25 protein-coding genes are annotated in these 15,912 nt (G+C 53.2%); 1 reads left to right on the forward strand and 24 read right to left on the reverse strand.

Annotation, left to right across the window (positions count from 1 at the left end; all coding sequences use genetic code 11):
* Positions 1-110: 110 nt before the first annotated feature.
* Positions 111-527, reverse strand: coding sequence for a conjugal transfer relaxosome DNA-binding protein TraM (gene traM / locus HV127_RS30265; RefSeq protein WP_072145360.1), 417 nt, complete (start codon positions 525-527; stop codon positions 111-113).
* Between the two features lie 390 nt (positions 528-917).
* On the opposite strand from traM, the gene HV127_RS30270 reads away from it, so the two are divergent.
* Positions 918-1,403, forward strand: a complete 486-nt coding sequence (locus HV127_RS30270; RefSeq protein ID WP_004178063.1) for a transglycosylase SLT domain-containing protein — start codon at positions 918-920, stop codon at positions 1,401-1,403.
* Between the two features lie 32 nt (positions 1,404-1,435).
* Here the strand turns inward: HV127_RS30270 and HV127_RS30275 are convergent, their stop codons facing one another.
* From HV127_RS30275 to HV127_RS30380, 23 genes are all read right to left on the reverse strand, one after another.
* A complete protein-coding gene (locus HV127_RS30275) occupies positions 1,436-1,765 on the reverse strand; it encodes a DUF5983 family protein (RefSeq protein ID WP_011977736.1) in 330 nt (109 codons plus the stop codon).
* Positions 1,766-1,797: 32 nt separating this feature from the next.
* The gene (locus HV127_RS30280; protein ID WP_004182076.1) at positions 1,798-2,619 is read right to left on the reverse strand and encodes a DUF932 domain-containing protein; all 822 of its coding nucleotides are present in this window, start codon (positions 2,617-2,619) and stop codon (positions 1,798-1,800) included.
* An 832-nt stretch (positions 2,620-3,451) separates the two neighbouring features.
* Complete coding sequence (locus HV127_RS30285) at positions 3,452-3,865, reverse strand: helix-turn-helix domain-containing protein (protein ID WP_004182074.1); 414 nt, start codon at positions 3,863-3,865, stop codon at positions 3,452-3,454.
* Positions 3,866-4,144, reverse strand: coding sequence for a helix-turn-helix transcriptional regulator (locus tag HV127_RS30290; protein WP_004152721.1), 279 nt, complete (start codon positions 4,142-4,144; stop codon positions 3,866-3,868).
* On the reverse strand, positions 4,134-4,454 hold the full coding sequence (locus HV127_RS30295) for a type II toxin-antitoxin system RelE/ParE family toxin (RefSeq protein WP_004152720.1): 321 nt from the start codon (positions 4,452-4,454) through the stop codon (positions 4,134-4,136). Before HV127_RS30295 ends, HV127_RS30290 begins: the two co-directional genes overlap by 11 nt.
* Before the next feature lie 80 nt (positions 4,455-4,534).
* Positions 4,535-4,759 carry a hypothetical protein gene (locus tag HV127_RS30300; protein ID WP_020325128.1) on the reverse strand — a complete coding sequence of 75 codons (225 nt, stop codon included), beginning with the start codon at positions 4,757-4,759 and terminating at the stop codon, positions 4,535-4,537.
* Positions 4,760-4,769: 10 nt separating this feature from the next.
* Entirely contained in the window at positions 4,770-4,982 is a 213-nt protein-coding gene (locus tag HV127_RS30305; RefSeq protein ID WP_004182070.1) for a hypothetical protein, read from the reverse strand.
* Between the two features lie 60 nt (positions 4,983-5,042).
* Positions 5,043-5,399, reverse strand: coding sequence for a hypothetical protein (locus HV127_RS30310; protein ID WP_004152717.1), 357 nt, complete (start codon positions 5,397-5,399; stop codon positions 5,043-5,045).
* A gap of 635 nt (positions 5,400-6,034) precedes the next feature.
* A complete protein-coding gene (locus HV127_RS30315; RefSeq protein ID WP_004182068.1) occupies positions 6,035-6,385 on the reverse strand; it encodes a hypothetical protein in 351 nt (116 codons plus the stop codon).
* A complete protein-coding gene (locus tag HV127_RS30320; RefSeq protein WP_023317525.1) occupies positions 6,382-6,654 on the reverse strand; it encodes a hypothetical protein in 273 nt (90 codons plus the stop codon). Before HV127_RS30320 ends, HV127_RS30315 begins: the two co-directional genes overlap by 4 nt.
* Positions 6,655-7,024: 370 nt before the next feature.
* Positions 7,025-7,147, reverse strand: coding sequence for a Hok/Gef family protein (locus tag HV127_RS30325; protein ID WP_085842394.1), 123 nt, complete (start codon positions 7,145-7,147; stop codon positions 7,025-7,027).
* Positions 7,092-7,244, reverse strand: a complete 153-nt coding sequence (locus tag HV127_RS31925; RefSeq protein ID WP_223362239.1) for a DUF5431 family protein — start codon at positions 7,242-7,244, stop codon at positions 7,092-7,094. Before HV127_RS31925 ends, HV127_RS30325 begins: the two co-directional genes overlap by 56 nt.
* A 169-nt stretch (positions 7,245-7,413) precedes the next feature.
* Entirely contained in the window at positions 7,414-7,788 is a 375-nt protein-coding gene (locus HV127_RS30330) for a hypothetical protein (RefSeq protein ID WP_004182064.1), read from the reverse strand.
* A 55-nt stretch (positions 7,789-7,843) separates the two neighbouring features.
* On the reverse strand, positions 7,844-8,170 hold the full coding sequence (locus HV127_RS30335) for a hypothetical protein (protein WP_004194231.1): 327 nt from the start codon (positions 8,168-8,170) through the stop codon (positions 7,844-7,846).
* On the reverse strand, positions 8,167-8,895 hold the full coding sequence (locus HV127_RS30340; RefSeq protein WP_020323772.1) for a plasmid SOS inhibition protein A: 729 nt from the start codon (positions 8,893-8,895) through the stop codon (positions 8,167-8,169). Before HV127_RS30340 ends, HV127_RS30335 begins: the two co-directional genes overlap by 4 nt.
* Positions 8,892-9,323 carry a conjugation system SOS inhibitor PsiB gene (gene psiB, locus HV127_RS30345; RefSeq protein WP_013023806.1) on the reverse strand — a complete coding sequence of 144 codons (432 nt, stop codon included), beginning with the start codon at positions 9,321-9,323 and terminating at the stop codon, positions 8,892-8,894. The genes HV127_RS30340 and psiB overlap by 4 nt, the downstream gene beginning before the upstream one ends.
* Positions 9,324-9,367: 44 nt before the next feature.
* A complete protein-coding gene (locus tag HV127_RS30350; RefSeq protein ID WP_040224738.1) occupies positions 9,368-11,425 on the reverse strand; it encodes a ParB/RepB/Spo0J family partition protein in 2,058 nt (685 codons plus the stop codon).
* 69 nt (positions 11,426-11,494) lie between these two features.
* Positions 11,495-11,743 carry a DUF905 domain-containing protein gene (locus tag HV127_RS30355; protein WP_004182058.1) on the reverse strand — a complete coding sequence of 83 codons (249 nt, stop codon included), beginning with the start codon at positions 11,741-11,743 and terminating at the stop codon, positions 11,495-11,497.
* 48 nt (positions 11,744-11,791) lie between these two features.
* The gene (locus tag HV127_RS30360) at positions 11,792-12,334 is read right to left on the reverse strand and encodes a single-stranded DNA-binding protein (protein WP_004182056.1); all 543 of its coding nucleotides are present in this window, start codon (positions 12,332-12,334) and stop codon (positions 11,792-11,794) included.
* A gap of 834 nt (positions 12,335-13,168) precedes the next feature.
* Entirely contained in the window at positions 13,169-13,732 is a 564-nt protein-coding gene (locus HV127_RS30365; RefSeq protein WP_004182054.1) for a methyltransferase, read from the reverse strand.
* Between the two features lie 47 nt (positions 13,733-13,779).
* Positions 13,780-15,135, reverse strand: coding sequence for a DUF3560 domain-containing protein (locus HV127_RS30370; protein WP_004182052.1), 1,356 nt, complete (start codon positions 15,133-15,135; stop codon positions 13,780-13,782).
* Between the two features lie 51 nt (positions 15,136-15,186).
* Positions 15,187-15,417, reverse strand: coding sequence for a hypothetical protein (locus HV127_RS30375; RefSeq protein WP_001568051.1), 231 nt, complete (start codon positions 15,415-15,417; stop codon positions 15,187-15,189).
* Between the two features lie 91 nt (positions 15,418-15,508).
* Entirely contained in the window at positions 15,509-15,736 is a 228-nt protein-coding gene (locus HV127_RS30380; RefSeq protein ID WP_004182050.1) for a hypothetical protein, read from the reverse strand.
* Between the last annotated feature and the right edge of the window lie 176 nt (positions 15,737-15,912).

Below are 15,912 nucleotides of genomic sequence, written 5' to 3' on the forward strand. Positions count from 1 at the left end.
CTGTAAGTATTCTATATTCCTTATTCTTCCATGTCACTTTTTAAAGCTAGATCATTATTCTTTTTTTACTACTGAATTAATTACAAACCACCATAAACACACACCAGTTCTTACTCTTCTTCCTGCTCGGGGAAGAAGTGAGAAATAACATCTTTTGCATCTTCTCGAATGTTACTCACCATGCTGCGGAACTCGAATCGTTCATCACCTGTAACATGAGGGCTTAGAGAGCCAATAGCCAAAAGTTTGGATACGGTAAACTGAGTCTTCATGACATTCTCAAGCAAAATCTTATTAAACTCAGTTTGGTTAAACCCTGAATCTTTTCTTTCCATTTGAGCCTCATAAACCCTAAGCCCTAATTCAAGGAGCATCGAAGCGACACTTGAAAAACTGACATCCTTTTCCTTTGCCCCTTCAGCCCTTCGCTTTTCCACTATTGCATTAATTTTCTCTGCAACTTCATCACTAGCATAAGCTTGTACCCTGGCCATATCGGTTCCTTTATTAAAAACAGCATCAAGCAAGTTATTATGGCGAGAAGATAACGCGAGTTTACCTTCTTTACAACTCTAAACTTAAGTCTAGAGTCTAAGAAAGTTGCATTACGAGTCACATGGCGACTTAAGTCTAGAGTTAAGTCGCTTTAAATATATGATTATAAAAGAGTGAGTCATAAACGAGTCGCTATAGACTTACCGACGACTTACTACTGACTCGCCGGCAACTCACATATATATAAAGAAAAATAACATAATGTAATATAACTACAGTTAAGCCACTGAAGCTAAAGTGAAATCTGCAAAATTTTAATTTTGCGTAGTGTGTGGTCATTTTGTGGTGAGGAGTGCATATATGTTGAGTCTCGGTCTTGGATGGGTTAAGGTTATTCCGGGATTTGGCACGGAGGGGAATTCATGAAGGGAGCAGCGTTTGGTATCATCCTGTCTTTAATACCATTGTCATCAATGGCAGCAGACTGCTTTGATATGGCTGGCAGGGATTACAAAATTGATCCGGATCTCCTGCGTGCTATATCATGGCAAGAATCACGATTTAAAATTGATGCGATTGGTCGTAATCCTGTTACGGGTTATGGATCAGGCTTGATGCAAATTGACTCGCAGCATTTCAACGAACTGTCGCGATATGGAATAAAACCGGATCATCTTCTTAGCGATGCTTGTCTTAACATCTACACCGGAGCCTATTATCTGGCTCAGGCGTTTAAAAAGTGGGGCGTTTCGTGGGATGCAGTCGGGGCATACAATGCAGGCTTCAAAAAGACCCCGCGCCAGGCAGCAAGACGTTACGAGTATGCGAAGAAGATCCATTACTACTACACGGCTATCAAAGCAAGCAAACGAACTTCTTCTAAAGATCAGAAAATCGCCATGAACTAAAAAGCCTTCTGATATAAGAAGGCTTGAATTTCTTAAAAATCTACGGCATCTATACCTGGATAATAATCGGCATCACTATCAAAATGAAAAAGCAGATACCCGCCCTCCCGGTGCATTAGTATGAGATTTTTGCGTAAAAATTTTGACACCCCACCTCTTTTTAGCGCCAGAAGATGGCGTTTGAAATCATACATCCTTATAACACAACCATAAGGTGTATCATGTATCCACTCTAAGTAACTATCGCAAGTTAGATAATTGGTTGTTGATGAAAGCACCTGAAGAACTCTGATATCACCTTCTTCCATATGTGAAATACTGATACAGACAGCTTTAAATTCAAACATAAGTATTCCCACCATCAAAACGCCGGACAGCTGCCCGGCGCTTATAATTAGCCTTTAAGAGTGCGGAATTTCTCCGCAATTAACCACAATGCCTTATTGAGTTTGACATCACCATCAATTGCTTTTACTGGCCGGGTTGTTGTTCTTTTCCCTTTTTCAGTTCGGCCAGGCAAACCGCCTTTAATCAGATTTTCCTGGACCCTTTGATATGTAGTCCAGATGTCATCTTTTTTATCTTCATAACGGCGCGGATGAATTATCTGTTCAATACTGACCGGAGATTTATTTTCATCTTCATATCGGTAGGTTAATGCAGCTTGTCCAAACAGACGCTGTTCTTCCTTGGTTAAGGTAATAGACTTCATGACATCAACGCCTTCAGTTATTTTATCGAAAATTCCCAAAACTTCGTAAGCACCTTCGATAACCCTTCCCACAATATCACCTTTATGAGGTACACGAATCTCACCAAACGACGTACCGCACACAAGGCCATTTGTGCATACAAAACGGAACATACCCGGGATCATTTGATAACTAGACGATCCATCATGCGAGTTAAGAAGAATGATTTCGGGTACTTCTGTTCCTTTATTGGCCCCTTCACGGCGAAGTCTTACCATATGCTTAGTATGCCCCCGTTTATCCTCATCCCTTACTCGTGACTGACAGGCAAAAAATGGCTGGAAACCTTCTTCACGTAATTTATCCAGCAGTGTAATGGTTGGAATATAGGTATAGCGATCACTACGTGAATTATGCTTTTCTTCTGAAAACACAGAAGGTACAACCTTGACCAATTCATCGTTAGTCAGTGGGCGTTCCTGACGAATGGAATGAGTAAGTCCAAATCGGGATGCTAAACGCATATTATTCTCCTTCACCTGTTTAATTTTTTAACCATCACCCGTTGAGTTGCCGGGGCCGCGGTTTTGACTTTGTGCGGGGACCTGCTGAACCTGCCCCTGGATATAACCTTCACCCGTTTGAGAGCCGTTCGCCGCAAGGGCGTAAACGAGCACGGCCCGGTGCAGATGTCCGGGGGTGAGCGGGAAATTTTTTTCGGTCTAATGAAGCGCAGCGGAATGGCCGGGAAAAATTTATTGCGAAAGGCTCTGCCGTCCCCTGGACAGCAAGACGGGTTGTGCTTGTCTCAGCCCCGGCGAATGGACTCAAACGGGTGATACGGGTACCAGGGGAAAGGAGCAGGCACCCGCCGCAACGACGAAGAGCGCGGGCGCGAAACGGCGTTGCCCCGCAGAGTGCCGGCAGTCCTTCGCCGGCACGGTGAAAGCGGCGCGGCCGGAACGGCCGCAGCAAGCGCTGCCGTTGACTTTGACCTCAGACATCAGACACTAGCCGTCAGGCCCGAAAGCGCGTAGCGGGTTCGGCGGAGCCCGGCGGGTGCGAAGCAGCTGCCCTGGCGGAGTGTGGCTCGACGACCGGACAGCGCAGCTGGCCGGGAGCCGAAGGTGTCCAGTGTGGGTATGCTTTTAAAGCCTTTAAGGTTTAAAAAGAGGCATCACAGCAGGGAGAAGGAGAGGAAGCAGGCAAACAGCAGGCAGCAAACAGGGAAGACGCGGAAAGGAAATGCGGGCGGCGCGTCAGCGCGGCCCGGTTTTCCCGGCGCCGCAGGCGCGCGGTCTTTCGAGGCGCGGCCAGACGGGGACCGATGCCCCCTTCGCCTGCTCTGTTCCCGAATCAGTCAACAAACATCGAGACCGGGATTTGAAATCGATTTGCCAGCGCCCGCATGTGATCAAAGGTCAGACTGCGTTCACCACTGAGGATCCGGCTGACGAGCGATTTATTACCTATCTCGTTTTCGAAATCGGACTGAGAAAGCCCGTATTGCTGCATAAGAACCCGCAGCAACGATACACCGTTTTTGCCTGCTTCGAAGCGCGTATTAAATTCTTCAAATTCCACCGCGTTATCTTCCCAGGCATCGATGCGGGCAGTCAGCATATCAACCAGCGGGCTGTCCGGATCATGTTCCAGAAGATATTCAACGAGTTTACGTGCCTCTTCGTAATCTTTGCGGGACGAACTGCCACCCAGCAGAGGGACAATACTCGCCAGGTCATTCACCGCTTTATTGGCATCGCTAATCATTCAAACCTGCTGAATTTTAAAGTTAACACCGCAGGCTCTGGCGTACCGAACCAGCGTCTGAATACTCATTCGCGAAGCGTTCTTCTCCATACGTGAGATAGTAGGCGCTTTGATGCCCATACGTTCTGCAACCTGTGCCGACGTCAAACCCGCTTCTTTTCTCCATGTTGCTAAGGTTTCCCGAAGTAGCTCCGAGGCTTCTTCTGCCTCGAATGCCGCGCTGTACTCATGATCGTTCATTGCTTCGGTATGAACCTGGCTAAGGGTTTTATATTTCATTCTGCATTTCCTCCAGTCTGCGAAGTGCCTGATCTATTTCTGCCGGGGGCGTTTTTGGCGATTTTTTGATAAAGATCCGAAGTAGAAAAATACGTTCACCACTCTGATATACCCAGATTCCGCGGGCGATATCTGCCCCCATTGTACGTATTTCGAAAAGGCCGTTTCCAAGCGGCTTGGTATCTGGCTCGCGTAGCTGGCGAGGGTTTGCTTCCAGCTTCATGAGTAGCCTGGCCATTTTTGCACGAATGGCAGCAGGCAGAGCCGTAAACTCTTTTTCAGCCTCATCATGAAAGATGACTGTGAACATGAATGTAATCTCTAGTCCGTATGTGCACACATTAGCTCAAAAGCTAACTTAGCTCAAGAGCTAAGTTAGCTGGCTTCTCACTACCCGACCTTTACAACTTCAATGCCTAGGATCAGAGCGATGAATTCTGCTTTGTTCTGAAGCAACCAGGTGCGTGCTTCGAGTGCCTGAGCTTTGCTGATATCGATATCAAACTGATTAAGCGCTGCAGCATCGGCGTGTCCAAGTGTAATACCGCGCCACTGCATCCCTGCAAAATAGGCGTTCCCTGCCCCCTGCTGGATTTTTCCTTTCACGTGTTCCATTGCCCAGACCTCATTTCACACCCAGACGGCGGAACATATCGGCGATGATATTCCGGCGCGTATATGAAGCACCTGCTGCTTTCAGATCGGCCAGCACGTTATAGGCGTAACTGGCATCCTTTCCATGAAAAGCGATCACCTTTTCCGCTTTTGGTTCAAAACAGGATGGGGAATTTTCCCGGAAGAAAGCCTCTGATGAGTGTTGATGGCCGTATACTTTCATTTTGCGTTACCTCTGGTCTTTAAGGGATGGCAGCGATACGCCGCCATCCGTGTTTATTTCTCAGCAGTCGTTTGCCGCCAGTTCACTCATCAGTACATCCCGTGCTTCCAGCGCGCGTTCCTCTTCGGCTAGCGTCAGCAGATAGCCGCGCTTTGCCGCAGCGCCCATTAACACCGGACGGTCTTTCAACGGCAGCGCATCCAGATAATCCAGCGCACCACCCAGCAGATGGGCCTGATACAGCTCGTAATGCATCCCGCAGCTCCGACCAGCCTTTTTCTCGATACGTTCAAGCACTACATCGGCGCGGATAACATCGAACGGGTTTCGGGAATGAATGTTGCGCACAAAACCGTCAGTCCGGAGGGTTGTGCTTTCTTTGGTGGAGGGTTTTTCGTTGACGTTTTGTGTGCTCATCCAGCTTTCTCCTTTGTCTGTTTTTCTGCCTTTTAAAACCATCACCCGTTGAGTTGCCGGGGCCGCGGTTTTGACTTTGTGCGGGGACCTGCTGAACCTGCCCCCTGGATATAACCTTCACCCGTTTGAGAGCCGTTCGCCGCGAGGGCGTAAACGAGCACGGCCCGGTGCAGATGTCCGGGGGTGAGCGGGAAATTTTTTTCGGTCTAATGAAGCGCAGCGGAATGGCCGGGAAAAATTTATTGCGAAAGGCTCTGCCGTCCCCTGGACAGCAAGACGGGTTGTGCTTGTCTCAGCCCCGGCGAATGGACTCAAACGGGTGATACGGGTACCAGGGGAAAGGAGCAGGCACCCGCCGCAACGACGAAGAGCGCGGGCGCGAAACGGCGTTGCCCCGCAGAGTGCCGGCAGTCCTTCGCCGGCACGGTGAAAGCGGCGCGGCCGGAACGGCCGCAGCAAGCGCTGCCGTTGACTTTGACCTCAGACATCAGACACTAGCCGTCAGGCCCGAAAGCGCGTAGCGGGTTCGGCGGAGCCCGGCAGGTGCGCAGCAGCTGCCCTGGCGGAGTGTGGCTCGACGACTGGACAGCGCAGCTGGCCAGGAGCCGAAGGGGTCCAGTGTTGTTATGCCTTTCTTATCGTTCCAGACGTTCGACGGTGGCCAGCAATTGCGGATAGGTCGCTGACTGACACTTTTCGTACAGTGATTTAGCTGCGGGTATCCCTTCCAGATAATCATCCGAGTCCCGAATTTCCTGAGCCAGATATTCAATAAAGGCGGGTTCCACAACGGAGCCACTCAGCACATTAAGCAGAACCTGTGTTTCGTCGTCATCGAGAGGAAGGGCACAGACCCGAACCAGATGCGCATAGCGATCAAAGATATTATTCAGCCTTTCAGTCACCCCTTCCCTGTGGGAGTTCAGATGTGCTCGCAGCTTAGGCGAAGGCGTGAAAGAGGGGTTGCGGGAGATTTCTTTTTTCATGGGTTATCCTCAGAATACTGGCCCGACATAATTAAGAATTTGCGCCGCTCCCTCACGAACTGTCGGTACCATTTACGGGCAACACTGGCCAGATCGTCCTCAGAAGCGCCACAGGAAAGCGTACTCCCCATGAACCCTCCACCACAGCAAATCTGAGCACCTGTGTTACCAGAGTGTCCCGGGGACTCCAGGTGGACATAACCGCCACTCTCGGGTGCGTAAAAACTGAAAATTTCGCCGGTTTTACGGGATTTTATCGTGAAGTTCATGCTGGCTCTCCTTTGGCTCACCCGCGACTGCGCTTCGCCTCACTGAGTTAAGTGGAAAAATTGCTGTTCATTACACAATCAACTGTATGACAGATGTCATACATAATCAACAAAAAAAAGCCTGCTAAAATAGCAGGCAAAAAACACTGGATCATTCAAGGAATGAACTGCGGTATCACCTGACAGACCGAGCGACTGATTTATCAGGAAGGTAGGTGAAAGCATTTTGCCCGCCTGCCGTGCGGTTTTTTTTTCCTGTAAGCAGGAAAAAGGGGCTACCGGCGAACCGGCACCCCCTTCATAAAGGCGCTTCAGGCATGTCAGACCAACGCAGCCCTGAAAAGGCGGGGTATTCCCCGCCTCCAGGTTGCTACTTACCGTTGGATTCGTAAGCCAGGCTTGCCGCGACCTCCCTGTTCCCGTCCTTTAGCCGGACTTCACATAAGCGGTTCCGGGTCAGGCATGTGAATATCAAGAGCGTTAAACAGACGATTAATACGCACCAGACCAGGGCGTTTCGCGGTAGTTTCATGGTTTACTCCTCCTTGCAAATTGCACGGTAAGAGGCCATACTGGTGTTGACTAGACATTCAGTGGGCCTCGTGGGTTAATGAAAATTAACTACGGGGCTTTCTGCTTTCTGCCACACAACACGGTAACAAACCACCTTCACGTCATGAGGCAAAAAGCCTCAAGCGCCACGTCGATTATACCGGGCCGGTGCTATTTCTTACCAGGTATATCCACGCTTTATGCTGCTTAGCGCTTTAAATATCTAATGTATACCCATCCCGCGATCAAGACGCCCGTGCCCAGCGCAAGATTAGGCAAAATAACATCGTTTGCACTTGCATATATGGTATTAGGATCATGTTGCCCCCAGAATGCCAGCTTGTACCCGATGCCCCAGACAAAGAATATAATCCCGGCAATCAGAACGCCGAATTTTATTACGCCGAGCAGGATTCCATCTAACCAGTCAGGCGGATCACGCCATGTGATGACCGCAGCTATTAGTGTGCAGATGATTTGGCCTGCATAATAACCAGGGGAACCATACCATTCCGGAGCAACATGCTTCACGATCAACCAGAACAGCACGTTCATTAAGATAACGAGCAACCAGTACCTCATAGTTCTGCTTTCCTTGTATTTGGCCATCTGAGTTGTCAGACAGCATTGTACTTATTCATCGGGCGGACTTGCCATTGAAATACTCCGGACGCGCAGCCAGTTCACGCTCGATTAACTCGTCGGCAAACAAAGGGGCAACACGATTAATACGTGCCTGCATGTTGCGCCTTCTCACCGCTGCTTTCCGTTCATCGCTCCAGCGTTGGATCTGTTTCTGGCCGAGAAAATCCACGCATACAGCGTAACCTGAGCCAGCCACCCAGCGTGACATCACCTCTTCAGGTGCCGCCTGCCCTGCCTCCACGACAACGGAAATCAGTTCCTGTGGACCCGGGCAGGGCCTGTGCGGCAGTTTCCAGCGCAGAGAATAGCGCCACTTCATACACCACTCCGATCAGCCAGCTTATTTGGCACCTGCCAGCGTTCAGCAACACGAATATGCTCAGGTGTTTCCCGGACAATAAACGGAATTTCGTACATCACTGCATACAGCGGCTCACCGCTGATGCGAAGCCAGTCAAGTTCCTTCAGCGATTCGAATCGCGACTGCCAGCGCCAGAACGGTGCTGCAAGCTCTGCCGCGTCAAACTCGTCGCTCCACCGGGTGTACCAGGTGCAGACGGTTTCCGGTGACTGAAAATTCAGTTCTGTGACAGCCTGTCCCAGCAGGTTCTGACGCAGTAACCAGGACTGCTCGACCTGACGGGCTTCACGGCGCATTTTTCGGGTGAAGGCAAAGTCCTGACGTTTTAGCCTTCGTACTGTTCGGGTATGAAGGACTTCCGGAAAAAGTTCAGCCTGCACATCCATTGTCAGCGGCAGCGGACAGTATTCCCCGTGGCTGGAGATAAGCATATCCAGCGCCTCTTCCACCTGTTTCAGGCTGGAAAGGCGGTCTTTTGGATCACGGTGAAGGCCAGGAATACGGCGGGCAACGTCACTGTTAATCCGGCTACAGCCTGTCAGCAGGCGCAGGAATGTCCGGACGTGTGGCATCGATGGCAGACGTGCGCCGCGCTGGCGAGCCTCTTCCACCGTCATGATGGCCTGCAGCGCTGCCTGACGGGCTGGTTTCAGGGATACAAGAGCACTGGATGACGGGATCATTGTGCGCCCTCCTGTGACAGCGTGCTGATGATGCTGGCAAACGAGTAGCCACCGGCGTCAAGACACTCGATGAGATCCAGAGTATGGGTGATGAGTTCAGGGTTGAATGCATCCATCACGCGAACGACAGAGAACGGCTGACCGTCACGGGTAACAAAGACCACTATCCAGCGAGGATTCAGCTCCCCCGGACTGCATACCGCCACATCAAAGTGACCATGAGGGGGGGTAAAACGGATCTGGACAGGAAAGAAGCCGCCAAATTCGCACCGGTATTCGGCATTCACGGACCAGCCGGACGGTGAGGTCAGATCGCGCATGACAGCGTGACTCAGCTCCCGGCGAAAGTCTTCACCGGCGGCGCGGTAGTCTTCCAGCTCATCAGAAGACATGGTTTTCAGGACATCCAGAGTCAGTACCGTTTTCATTTTCAGTCTCCTTATCGCCGCCCCGCAGGGCGGCGTCTCCGTTATCAGGCGGCGCAGGCCGGGTTGTTATGGTCGGTGACGTCGCCGGCATCAGCGTCGGTATCGCTCTGACTTGTTGCCAGACTGAGTTCAGACTTTGCGGCAAGCTGTTTCTGGTTGTCAGCACTGGTCATCCATTCCGGAACCCAACGGATTTTTGAGAGGAAGTGCTCTGCATGTTCAGCGGCATCCTTTTTCTTCATCTTCGCGGCGTCCTGTGCTGCGCCAGCCAGTCCGGTCTGAGAGAGTGCCTGTACAATGTGTGGCAGCTTCATGTGCGAGAAAAGGTTATCAGCCGTCGGTTTCCACCAGTCACGAAGGTCAAACTGAATGGCGTTTTCCACCCCATCCAGCGAACTCTGGTGTTTACGACCAAATTCATCCTTGCCCTGTACACCATCTATGGAACAGGCGGTGCAGAAAGCCATCAGTGCCATCAGGGTTGCGCCATCGAGCGTAAAGAAGGTGGTCATATCCTTTCGCCAGTTTTCCGGCAGCAGGGCTTCAAGACGTTCTTTTTCTGACTGGATGGCCTGAAACGCAACGCTGTTTTCACCGTCAGGTGCTTCACGGGTCAGCGCGTAATGCGACACACTCACGCTAATGCAGAACGGCTCTTTGACGGACGTTGTGGTATGGAAAACCGAGTTACACATTTTCCAGACCATCAGCGCGACGGCTTTCTGCGGCTGCTGCAACAGGGCCGCCTGAACCGCCAGTGTGCGTTCAGAAGAAAGGCGGGTCAGCAACGGGACACTGACGGCGTCCAGCGGATCGACTTTTTCAGGGGCCTGATCGGTGGATGCATCCTTCTCCTCCATTTTTTCATCGGCGCACAGCACCACACCGCGCTGTACTTTCACCTCCTGGCCAGTCCAGGAAACCACCACTCCGGCAGATTGCTTCATTTCATCCGTCCATGCCCGGTGTTTTGCCCGGTGCGCGATGGTCTGCTGTTCTTCCCAGACAGCTTCCAGAGCCCCGGCCAAGACGTCATCATTCACGCCGGGGTTCTCGTCTTCATACTTAGCTTCCAGAGCTTCCAGTTCCGCAAGACGTTCTGATTCGGCTTCGGTATATTCCACAGGTGGGACAGCATGCAGGCGCCAGATTTTAGTGTCCTTCCCGTAGTGTGAAATCGGGTCAAGACGACCATCACACCATGACCAGCCTTCCGCTTCGCGGAGGTGCTCCGCGATGTTCTGCAGTTTTTCCAGCAGGGCGGTATCGAGCGATGCACTTTTGACATAGCCGCCGTTTTCGCTGCTGAAGAGATCAACCCGGATTTCATCCGGACTGAATGCGGCCTCTCCCACAAAGCGGAATTTGTCGCCGTTTGTGGAAACCTCTTCTGAGGTAATGAGGCTACGGATCGAGGAAACTGATACTTCATTATTCCAGGACCGTTTGCGGGCGGATTCCAGCACTTCCACCTGGCGTTTCTGATCGCTTTCGAGCGCCAGTGCCTGGCAGTGTTCGGTGGTGATTTCATCCTTCGCCAGCGCCGCCAGAATTTCGGGAGCCAGTTCGGTCAGTTTCAACATGCGCTGAACATGACGCGTACCGAACCCCAGCAAATCGCCAATCTGCGCGGGGGTTTTCCCCTGCTCTGCCAGTGTGCGGAACCCGGCGATCTGTTCAGACGGATGCATTGCCATCTGCTGTTCGTTTTCTGCCATTGATGCCGCAACAGCCAGTTCATCAGGTACCTTTTTCACCATCACCTGATATCCGGCATCGATACGGTTTTCACTCTGCAGGAGCTGCAGCGCTTTCAGGCGACGACCACCGGCAGCCACACCACAGCGACCATCCGGGAGGTTATGCACGACCAGATTCTGCAACAGGCCAATGGCTTCAATGGAATCTGCCATTGAACAGACTTTCTCCGCCGGATAGGGAATGGTCCTGACGTTCAGGGGAGACTTCACCAGTGCCGTCACCGGGACATACTCGACCTGTGCGGCATCGAGAGCCACTTTAAGCGCCTCAGCTTCGGCAGACTTAAGCGTTTTTTTGCTGGTTTTCGGTGCAGTTTTTACCTTAGACTCTGTTGCAGACATAATTGATACCTCTTAGCTATTGATGAATGTCTGCCGGACAGCCCACCTGTCCGGCCTTCTTCTTACTGCTTACTTCGTTTTGCGTACTCCGTAGTCCCGGATGTAGCGGTTCATCATGTCCTCGCCGCCCGGTTCAAAATTCCAGACGCGCCAGATCATGCTGCCGTCATCCTGATGACGGACGACAAGGCGAAAATGGGTCCCCTGATCATCTTCAATCGCCACATTCTGATACTGCGCTGCGACAACCTGAGCCTGCTCGCGGGTAAACGTGCCATCCGGCAGGGATTCAAGCGGGGACAAAACGTTATGGTCCATGTGTTTCTCCTTTTCTGCCCCGCCTGAACGGGGCGTCTTCATCGTGGTTTAAAAGGGCGCGTCATCATCCATTGGTGGGAAATCATCCGGGAGAGGCTGAGGCGGTTGCTGAGACGGGGCGGCATCCTGACGGCCTTTCTTACCGCCCTTCGCTTTCGGGGATTTGGCTGCGGCCTGAGCAGGTTGTGCCGGGGTGGCAGGATTCTGCGGCTGCGCGGCGCTCTCAGGCACTCCGGATTCACGGCGGCCGCCGAGCATCTGCATGGTGCCGTTCTGCCCGACCAGCACCTCGGTGACGTAGCGCGTGACTCCGGCATCGTCCTGCCAGTTGCGGGTGCGCAGCTGGCCCTCGATGTAGACCTGTGCGCCTTTACGCAGGTATTCGCCCGCCACTTCCGCGAGCTTGCCGAACATGACAACACGGTGCCACTCGGTGTTTTCGCGCATCTCTCCCGTCTGCTTGTCACGCCATGTTTCAGACGTGGCCAGCGTCAGATTGGCCACTGCGCCCCCGTTGGGCATGTAACGCACTTCCGGGTCCTGTCCCAGATGTCCAACCAGAATGACTTTGTTAACGCCACGTGCTGCCATGATGAATCTCCTTAATCCGTTGTTTTGCCTTTTAAAACCATCACCCGTTGAGTTGCCGGGGCCGAGGTTTTGACTTTGTACGGGGACCTGCTGAACCTGCCCCCTGGATATAACCTTCACCCGTTTGAGAGCCGTTCGCCGCAAGGGCGTAAACGAGCACGGCCCGGTGCAGATGTCCGGGGGTGAGCGGGAAATTTTTTTCGGTCTAATGAAGCGCAGCGGAATGGCCGGGAAAAATTTATTGCGAAAGGCTCTGCCGTCCCCTGGACAGCAAGACGGGTTGTGCTTGTCTCAGCCCCGGCGAATGGACTCAAACGGGTGATACGGGTACCAGGGGAAAGGAGCAGGCACCCGCCGCAACGACGAAGAGCGCGGGCGCGAAACGGCGTTGCCCCGCAGAGTGCCGGCAGTCCTTCGCCGGCACGGTGAAAGCGGCGCGGCCGGAACGGCCGCAGCAAGCGCTGCCGTTGACTTTGACCTCAGACATCAGACACTAGCCGTCAGGCCCGAAAGCGCGTAGCGGGTTCGGCGGAGCCCGGCGGGTGCGAAGCAGCTGCCCTGGCGGAGTGTGGCTCGACGACCGGACAGCGCAGCTGGCCGGGAGCCGAAGGTGTCCAGTGTGGGTATGCTTTTAAAGCCTTTAAGGTTTAAAAAGAGGCATCACAGCAGGGAGAAGGAGAGGAAGCAGGCAAACAGCAGGCAGCAAACAGGGAAGACGCGGAAAGGAAATGCGGGCGGCGCGTCAGCGCGGCCCGGTTTTCCCGGCGCCGCAGGCGCGCGGTCTTTCGAGGCGCGGCCAGACGGGGACAGGTGCCCCGCCGGCTTAACGTGTCATCAGACGGTTATTCTGAGAATGGCGGTCGCTACCTGGGTATACGTGAATGTTCCCCGTGGCAACGGCTCCCAGACGTCCGCCAGGGACTCCAGCGCCTTTTGCTGACGCGGCCCGTCCAGACATATGCCCGTCAGAATCCCGCCAGGCTCAAGCAGAGTTAATGCCCGCCGGATATGCCGGATATCATCACCGCGATTAAACGGCGGATTCATGATAATTCGTGTATACCGGCGCTCCGGATGATATTCGAGAAAATCTCCGCACCAGATCCGGACCTCCGGGAAATGAGCCTGCAGGTGACGGGCTAACCCGGCGTGCAGCTCCACGGCGTCACACTTCGCCCGGGGGACTGCATCCCTGATCGCCTGCAGTATGGCGCCCGTTCCGGCACTGGGTTCCAGAATGCGATCGGTTTCCCGGACATCAGCCAGCTCAACTAACCGGCGACATTCCGGGGAGGGGGTGACAAAAAGTTGCGAGCTACCCCGAATTTCAGCGACAGGGGCGCGCCCTTCCAGTTTGACCCGCATCGCCTGAATACGGTGTTTAAGGTCATGATGCATGAATGTACTCCCTGACCTCCCCGGCAAGATGCCGGGGAGCCTTCCTGCTATTTTTTCGGAATTTCAACGGTTTTCATGTCTGTGATATACACATTCACGAGCGTACAACCGTGCGTCATGCACCGGCGGAAGCGGTAGGCGCCGTGTGTTTCGGTTTCTGCAGCACCCCGCACGCCTTTATAATCAGCGGGTAATTTCGCCCACTCGGCTTTTGTCATTTCCCGGAACCCTTCCCCCGGATAATTGACGATCGGTGGGCGCTTCGCCGCTTTCTTCGCGTCGCTGGCTTCCTCCGCTGTCGGGGCTTTGTAGTCCGTGATACGGTCGGGCGTGAGTTTCATCGTGCCGCTGTAGCCCAGAAAGCGATAACCGGGCGTTTCGACTGAACTCACCTCCCCCTTACTCCGGTTAACCCGGAGAATGGTTAACCATTCTCCCCGGCTCAGTACCTGCCCGCCTGGTTCAAATTCCTGTGTTCGGGTGACAACGCCACCGTTTTCATTGAGCATCGCGCGTTCGTAGGCCAGGCGGTTCTGGTAATGATTAACCCAGCGCTGTTGGTGGTTAATCGTGCGCTCATGACAGCGGATCGCAATATCACGCGCCTGTTCAAAAGTAATGATCTCCTCCGACAGGGCAGAATGGAGAGACATCGAGCCCTCATACTGGCTTTTCTCTGCCGGGCGGGGGTATTTGTCGAGCGTGAAGCAGGCATGAATATGATCATAATTACTGACCAGTAACGCCATTTTCAGATCGAGCGTCTGCGCACGCCACATCGTCATATACTTTTCAGACCGGGCAATGTGCTTTTGGGACTTGCGTAATTCCGCCTCGATTTTTTTGATACGGCGGTAACGCACATCCGGACGCTCCTTGTATTTTGCGTGCCGCAGAGAGGCCTGCGCGCGCTGTTCCCAGTATTCCGCACGCTCGAACAGCATCACGGCACGTTTCATGCCGCTCTCAATTTTCTGCGCATGCCGGCGCGCGCGGCGCTCGCTGTGGTGGCCTACCAGGATCGGCTGTCCCAGCGGGACAGCCGATGCCAGCGAATCAACATGCGCAAGCGCCTGCTCCGATTCAACCGCCCGCCGGTCACTGTAGTCACTGAACCGCCCGGCGCGCTGCTCCTGGCGATCAAACAGGGTGCTGTCCTCGTCCTCGATATCACCGGCGAGCGAAAGCAGGACATCCTCCCGCCCCGGCGTCCAGGCTGGCGCCACAAAGAGTTTCTGTTTGGGCGCCCAGCGAAAGCCTGCTTTGTTGATCAGGGAATACGTTTCTTCATCGAGCCGTAATGATGCGTAAAGTCGCAATTTATTATCATCGGGTGAATAGGTTGCCCGGTAAGTCTGGCTGACGGTATTTTCCGTCATGATCTGTGCGGTAGTCGGTGTCATTGTGTTTTCTCCTTCCTGCAGTTGCCGCCCCTCGCGGGGCGGCTCACCTCATCAGTTAAATGCGCGTTTCAGTTCCAGCGTGCGGAGTACCTGCCCGAGGGCGGTATTTTTCATCGCGGGGATGTGGACACCGCGCCCTTTGCGGTGACTTCTGGCGATATGACGCCCGAAAGCTCTGAGAGCGGGATCAATCTCCGGTGCGGTGATATCTGCGCGCAGAATGCGCGAATGACGACGGGGCTTTACAGCGCCTGCGGAAGGTGAAAAAATAGAAACGATCATAAAGTTGACTCCTTATGGTAGTTAACGAAGCCGGAAAAACCGTTCGTGCGATTTTTACGGCGTGGGAGAAGCAGGGTTTACCCTGCTTTTTTCATACCTGCGGTTTGCTTCCCGCCTCTTCTTCCTCCTTCTGAACCTGATCGGTAATGTCTTCCGGTGCGCCCAGAAACCAGCCTTTGACGGGTTCACAGCGTTCAATAAACGCTTTTATCGCCCGTTTTCCGGTCGTGGCCTGCACCCGGGTAAACATCGGCAGATTGCCGCTGGCATTGCTTCCCAGAAATGCGATCCGATACGTTCGCAATGAAGGATCCTGCATTTTTCTTTTTCCCGATTTTTAAAGAACATCACCCGTTGAGTTGCCGGGGCCGCGGTTTTGACTTTGTGCGGGGACCTGCTGAACCTGCCCCCTGGTATTAACTTCACCCGTTTGAGAGCCGTTCGCCGCAAGGGCGTAAACGAGCACGGGCGACGGCAGCTGTCCAGGGCGCGGTT

This window comes from Klebsiella sp. RHBSTW-00215 (genome assembly GCF_014103785.1).
GTDB lineage: Bacteria > Pseudomonadota > Gammaproteobacteria > Enterobacterales > Enterobacteriaceae > Klebsiella.

What these genes read in the sequence shown, in the direction of transcription:
- HV127_RS30270 (WP_004178063.1), top strand. Translation starts at nt 918, where the DNA reads ATGAAGGGAGCAGCGTTTGGTATCATCCTGTCTTTAATACCATTGTCA.
- HV127_RS30275 (WP_011977736.1), bottom strand. Translation starts at nt 1,765, where the DNA reads ATGGTGGGAATACTTATGTTTGAATTTAAAGCTGTCTGTATCAGTATT.
- HV127_RS30280 (WP_004182076.1), bottom strand. Translation starts at nt 2,619, where the DNA reads ATGCGTTTAGCATCCCGATTTGGACTTACTCATTCCATTCGTCAGGAA.
- HV127_RS30285 (WP_004182074.1), bottom strand. Translation starts at nt 3,865, where the DNA reads ATGATTAGCGATGCCAATAAAGCGGTGAATGACCTGGCGAGTATTGTC.
- HV127_RS30290 (WP_004152721.1), bottom strand. Translation starts at nt 4,144, where the DNA reads ATGAAATATAAAACCCTTAGCCAGGTTCATACCGAAGCAATGAACGAT.
- HV127_RS30295 (WP_004152720.1), bottom strand. Translation starts at nt 4,454, where the DNA reads ATGTTCACAGTCATCTTTCATGATGAGGCTGAAAAAGAGTTTACGGCT.
- HV127_RS30300 (WP_020325128.1), bottom strand. Translation starts at nt 4,759, where the DNA reads ATGGAACACGTGAAAGGAAAAATCCAGCAGGGGGCAGGGAACGCCTAT.
- HV127_RS30305 (WP_004182070.1), bottom strand. Translation starts at nt 4,982, where the DNA reads ATGAAAGTATACGGCCATCAACACTCATCAGAGGCTTTCTTCCGGGAA.
- HV127_RS30310 (WP_004152717.1), bottom strand. Translation starts at nt 5,399, where the DNA reads ATGAGCACACAAAACGTCAACGAAAAACCCTCCACCAAAGAAAGCACA.
- HV127_RS30315 (WP_004182068.1), bottom strand. Translation starts at nt 6,385, where the DNA reads ATGAAAAAAGAAATCTCCCGCAACCCCTCTTTCACGCCTTCGCCTAAG.
- HV127_RS30320 (WP_023317525.1), bottom strand. Translation starts at nt 6,654, where the DNA reads ATGAACTTCACGATAAAATCCCGTAAAACCGGCGAAATTTTCAGTTTT.
- HV127_RS31925 (WP_223362239.1), bottom strand. Translation starts at nt 7,244, where the DNA reads ATGTCTAGTCAACACCAGTATGGCCTCTTACCGTGCAATTTGCAAGGA.
- HV127_RS30330 (WP_004182064.1), bottom strand. Translation starts at nt 7,788, where the DNA reads ATGAGGTACTGGTTGCTCGTTATCTTAATGAACGTGCTGTTCTGGTTG.
- HV127_RS30335 (WP_004194231.1), bottom strand. Translation starts at nt 8,170, where the DNA reads ATGAAGTGGCGCTATTCTCTGCGCTGGAAACTGCCGCACAGGCCCTGC.
- HV127_RS30340 (WP_020323772.1), bottom strand. Translation starts at nt 8,895, where the DNA reads ATGATCCCGTCATCCAGTGCTCTTGTATCCCTGAAACCAGCCCGTCAG.
- psiB (WP_013023806.1), bottom strand. Translation starts at nt 9,323, where the DNA reads ATGAAAACGGTACTGACTCTGGATGTCCTGAAAACCATGTCTTCTGAT.
- HV127_RS30350 (WP_040224738.1), bottom strand. Translation starts at nt 11,425, where the DNA reads ATGTCTGCAACAGAGTCTAAGGTAAAAACTGCACCGAAAACCAGCAAA.
- HV127_RS30355 (WP_004182058.1), bottom strand. Translation starts at nt 11,743, where the DNA reads ATGGACCATAACGTTTTGTCCCCGCTTGAATCCCTGCCGGATGGCACG.
- HV127_RS30360 (WP_004182056.1), bottom strand. Translation starts at nt 12,334, where the DNA reads ATGGCAGCACGTGGCGTTAACAAAGTCATTCTGGTTGGACATCTGGGA.
- HV127_RS30365 (WP_004182054.1), bottom strand. Translation starts at nt 13,732, where the DNA reads ATGCATCATGACCTTAAACACCGTATTCAGGCGATGCGGGTCAAACTG.
- HV127_RS30370 (WP_004182052.1), bottom strand. Translation starts at nt 15,135, where the DNA reads ATGACACCGACTACCGCACAGATCATGACGGAAAATACCGTCAGCCAG.
- HV127_RS30375 (WP_001568051.1), bottom strand. Translation starts at nt 15,417, where the DNA reads ATGATCGTTTCTATTTTTTCACCTTCCGCAGGCGCTGTAAAGCCCCGT.
- HV127_RS30380 (WP_004182050.1), bottom strand. Translation starts at nt 15,736, where the DNA reads ATGCAGGATCCTTCATTGCGAACGTATCGGATCGCATTTCTGGGAAGC.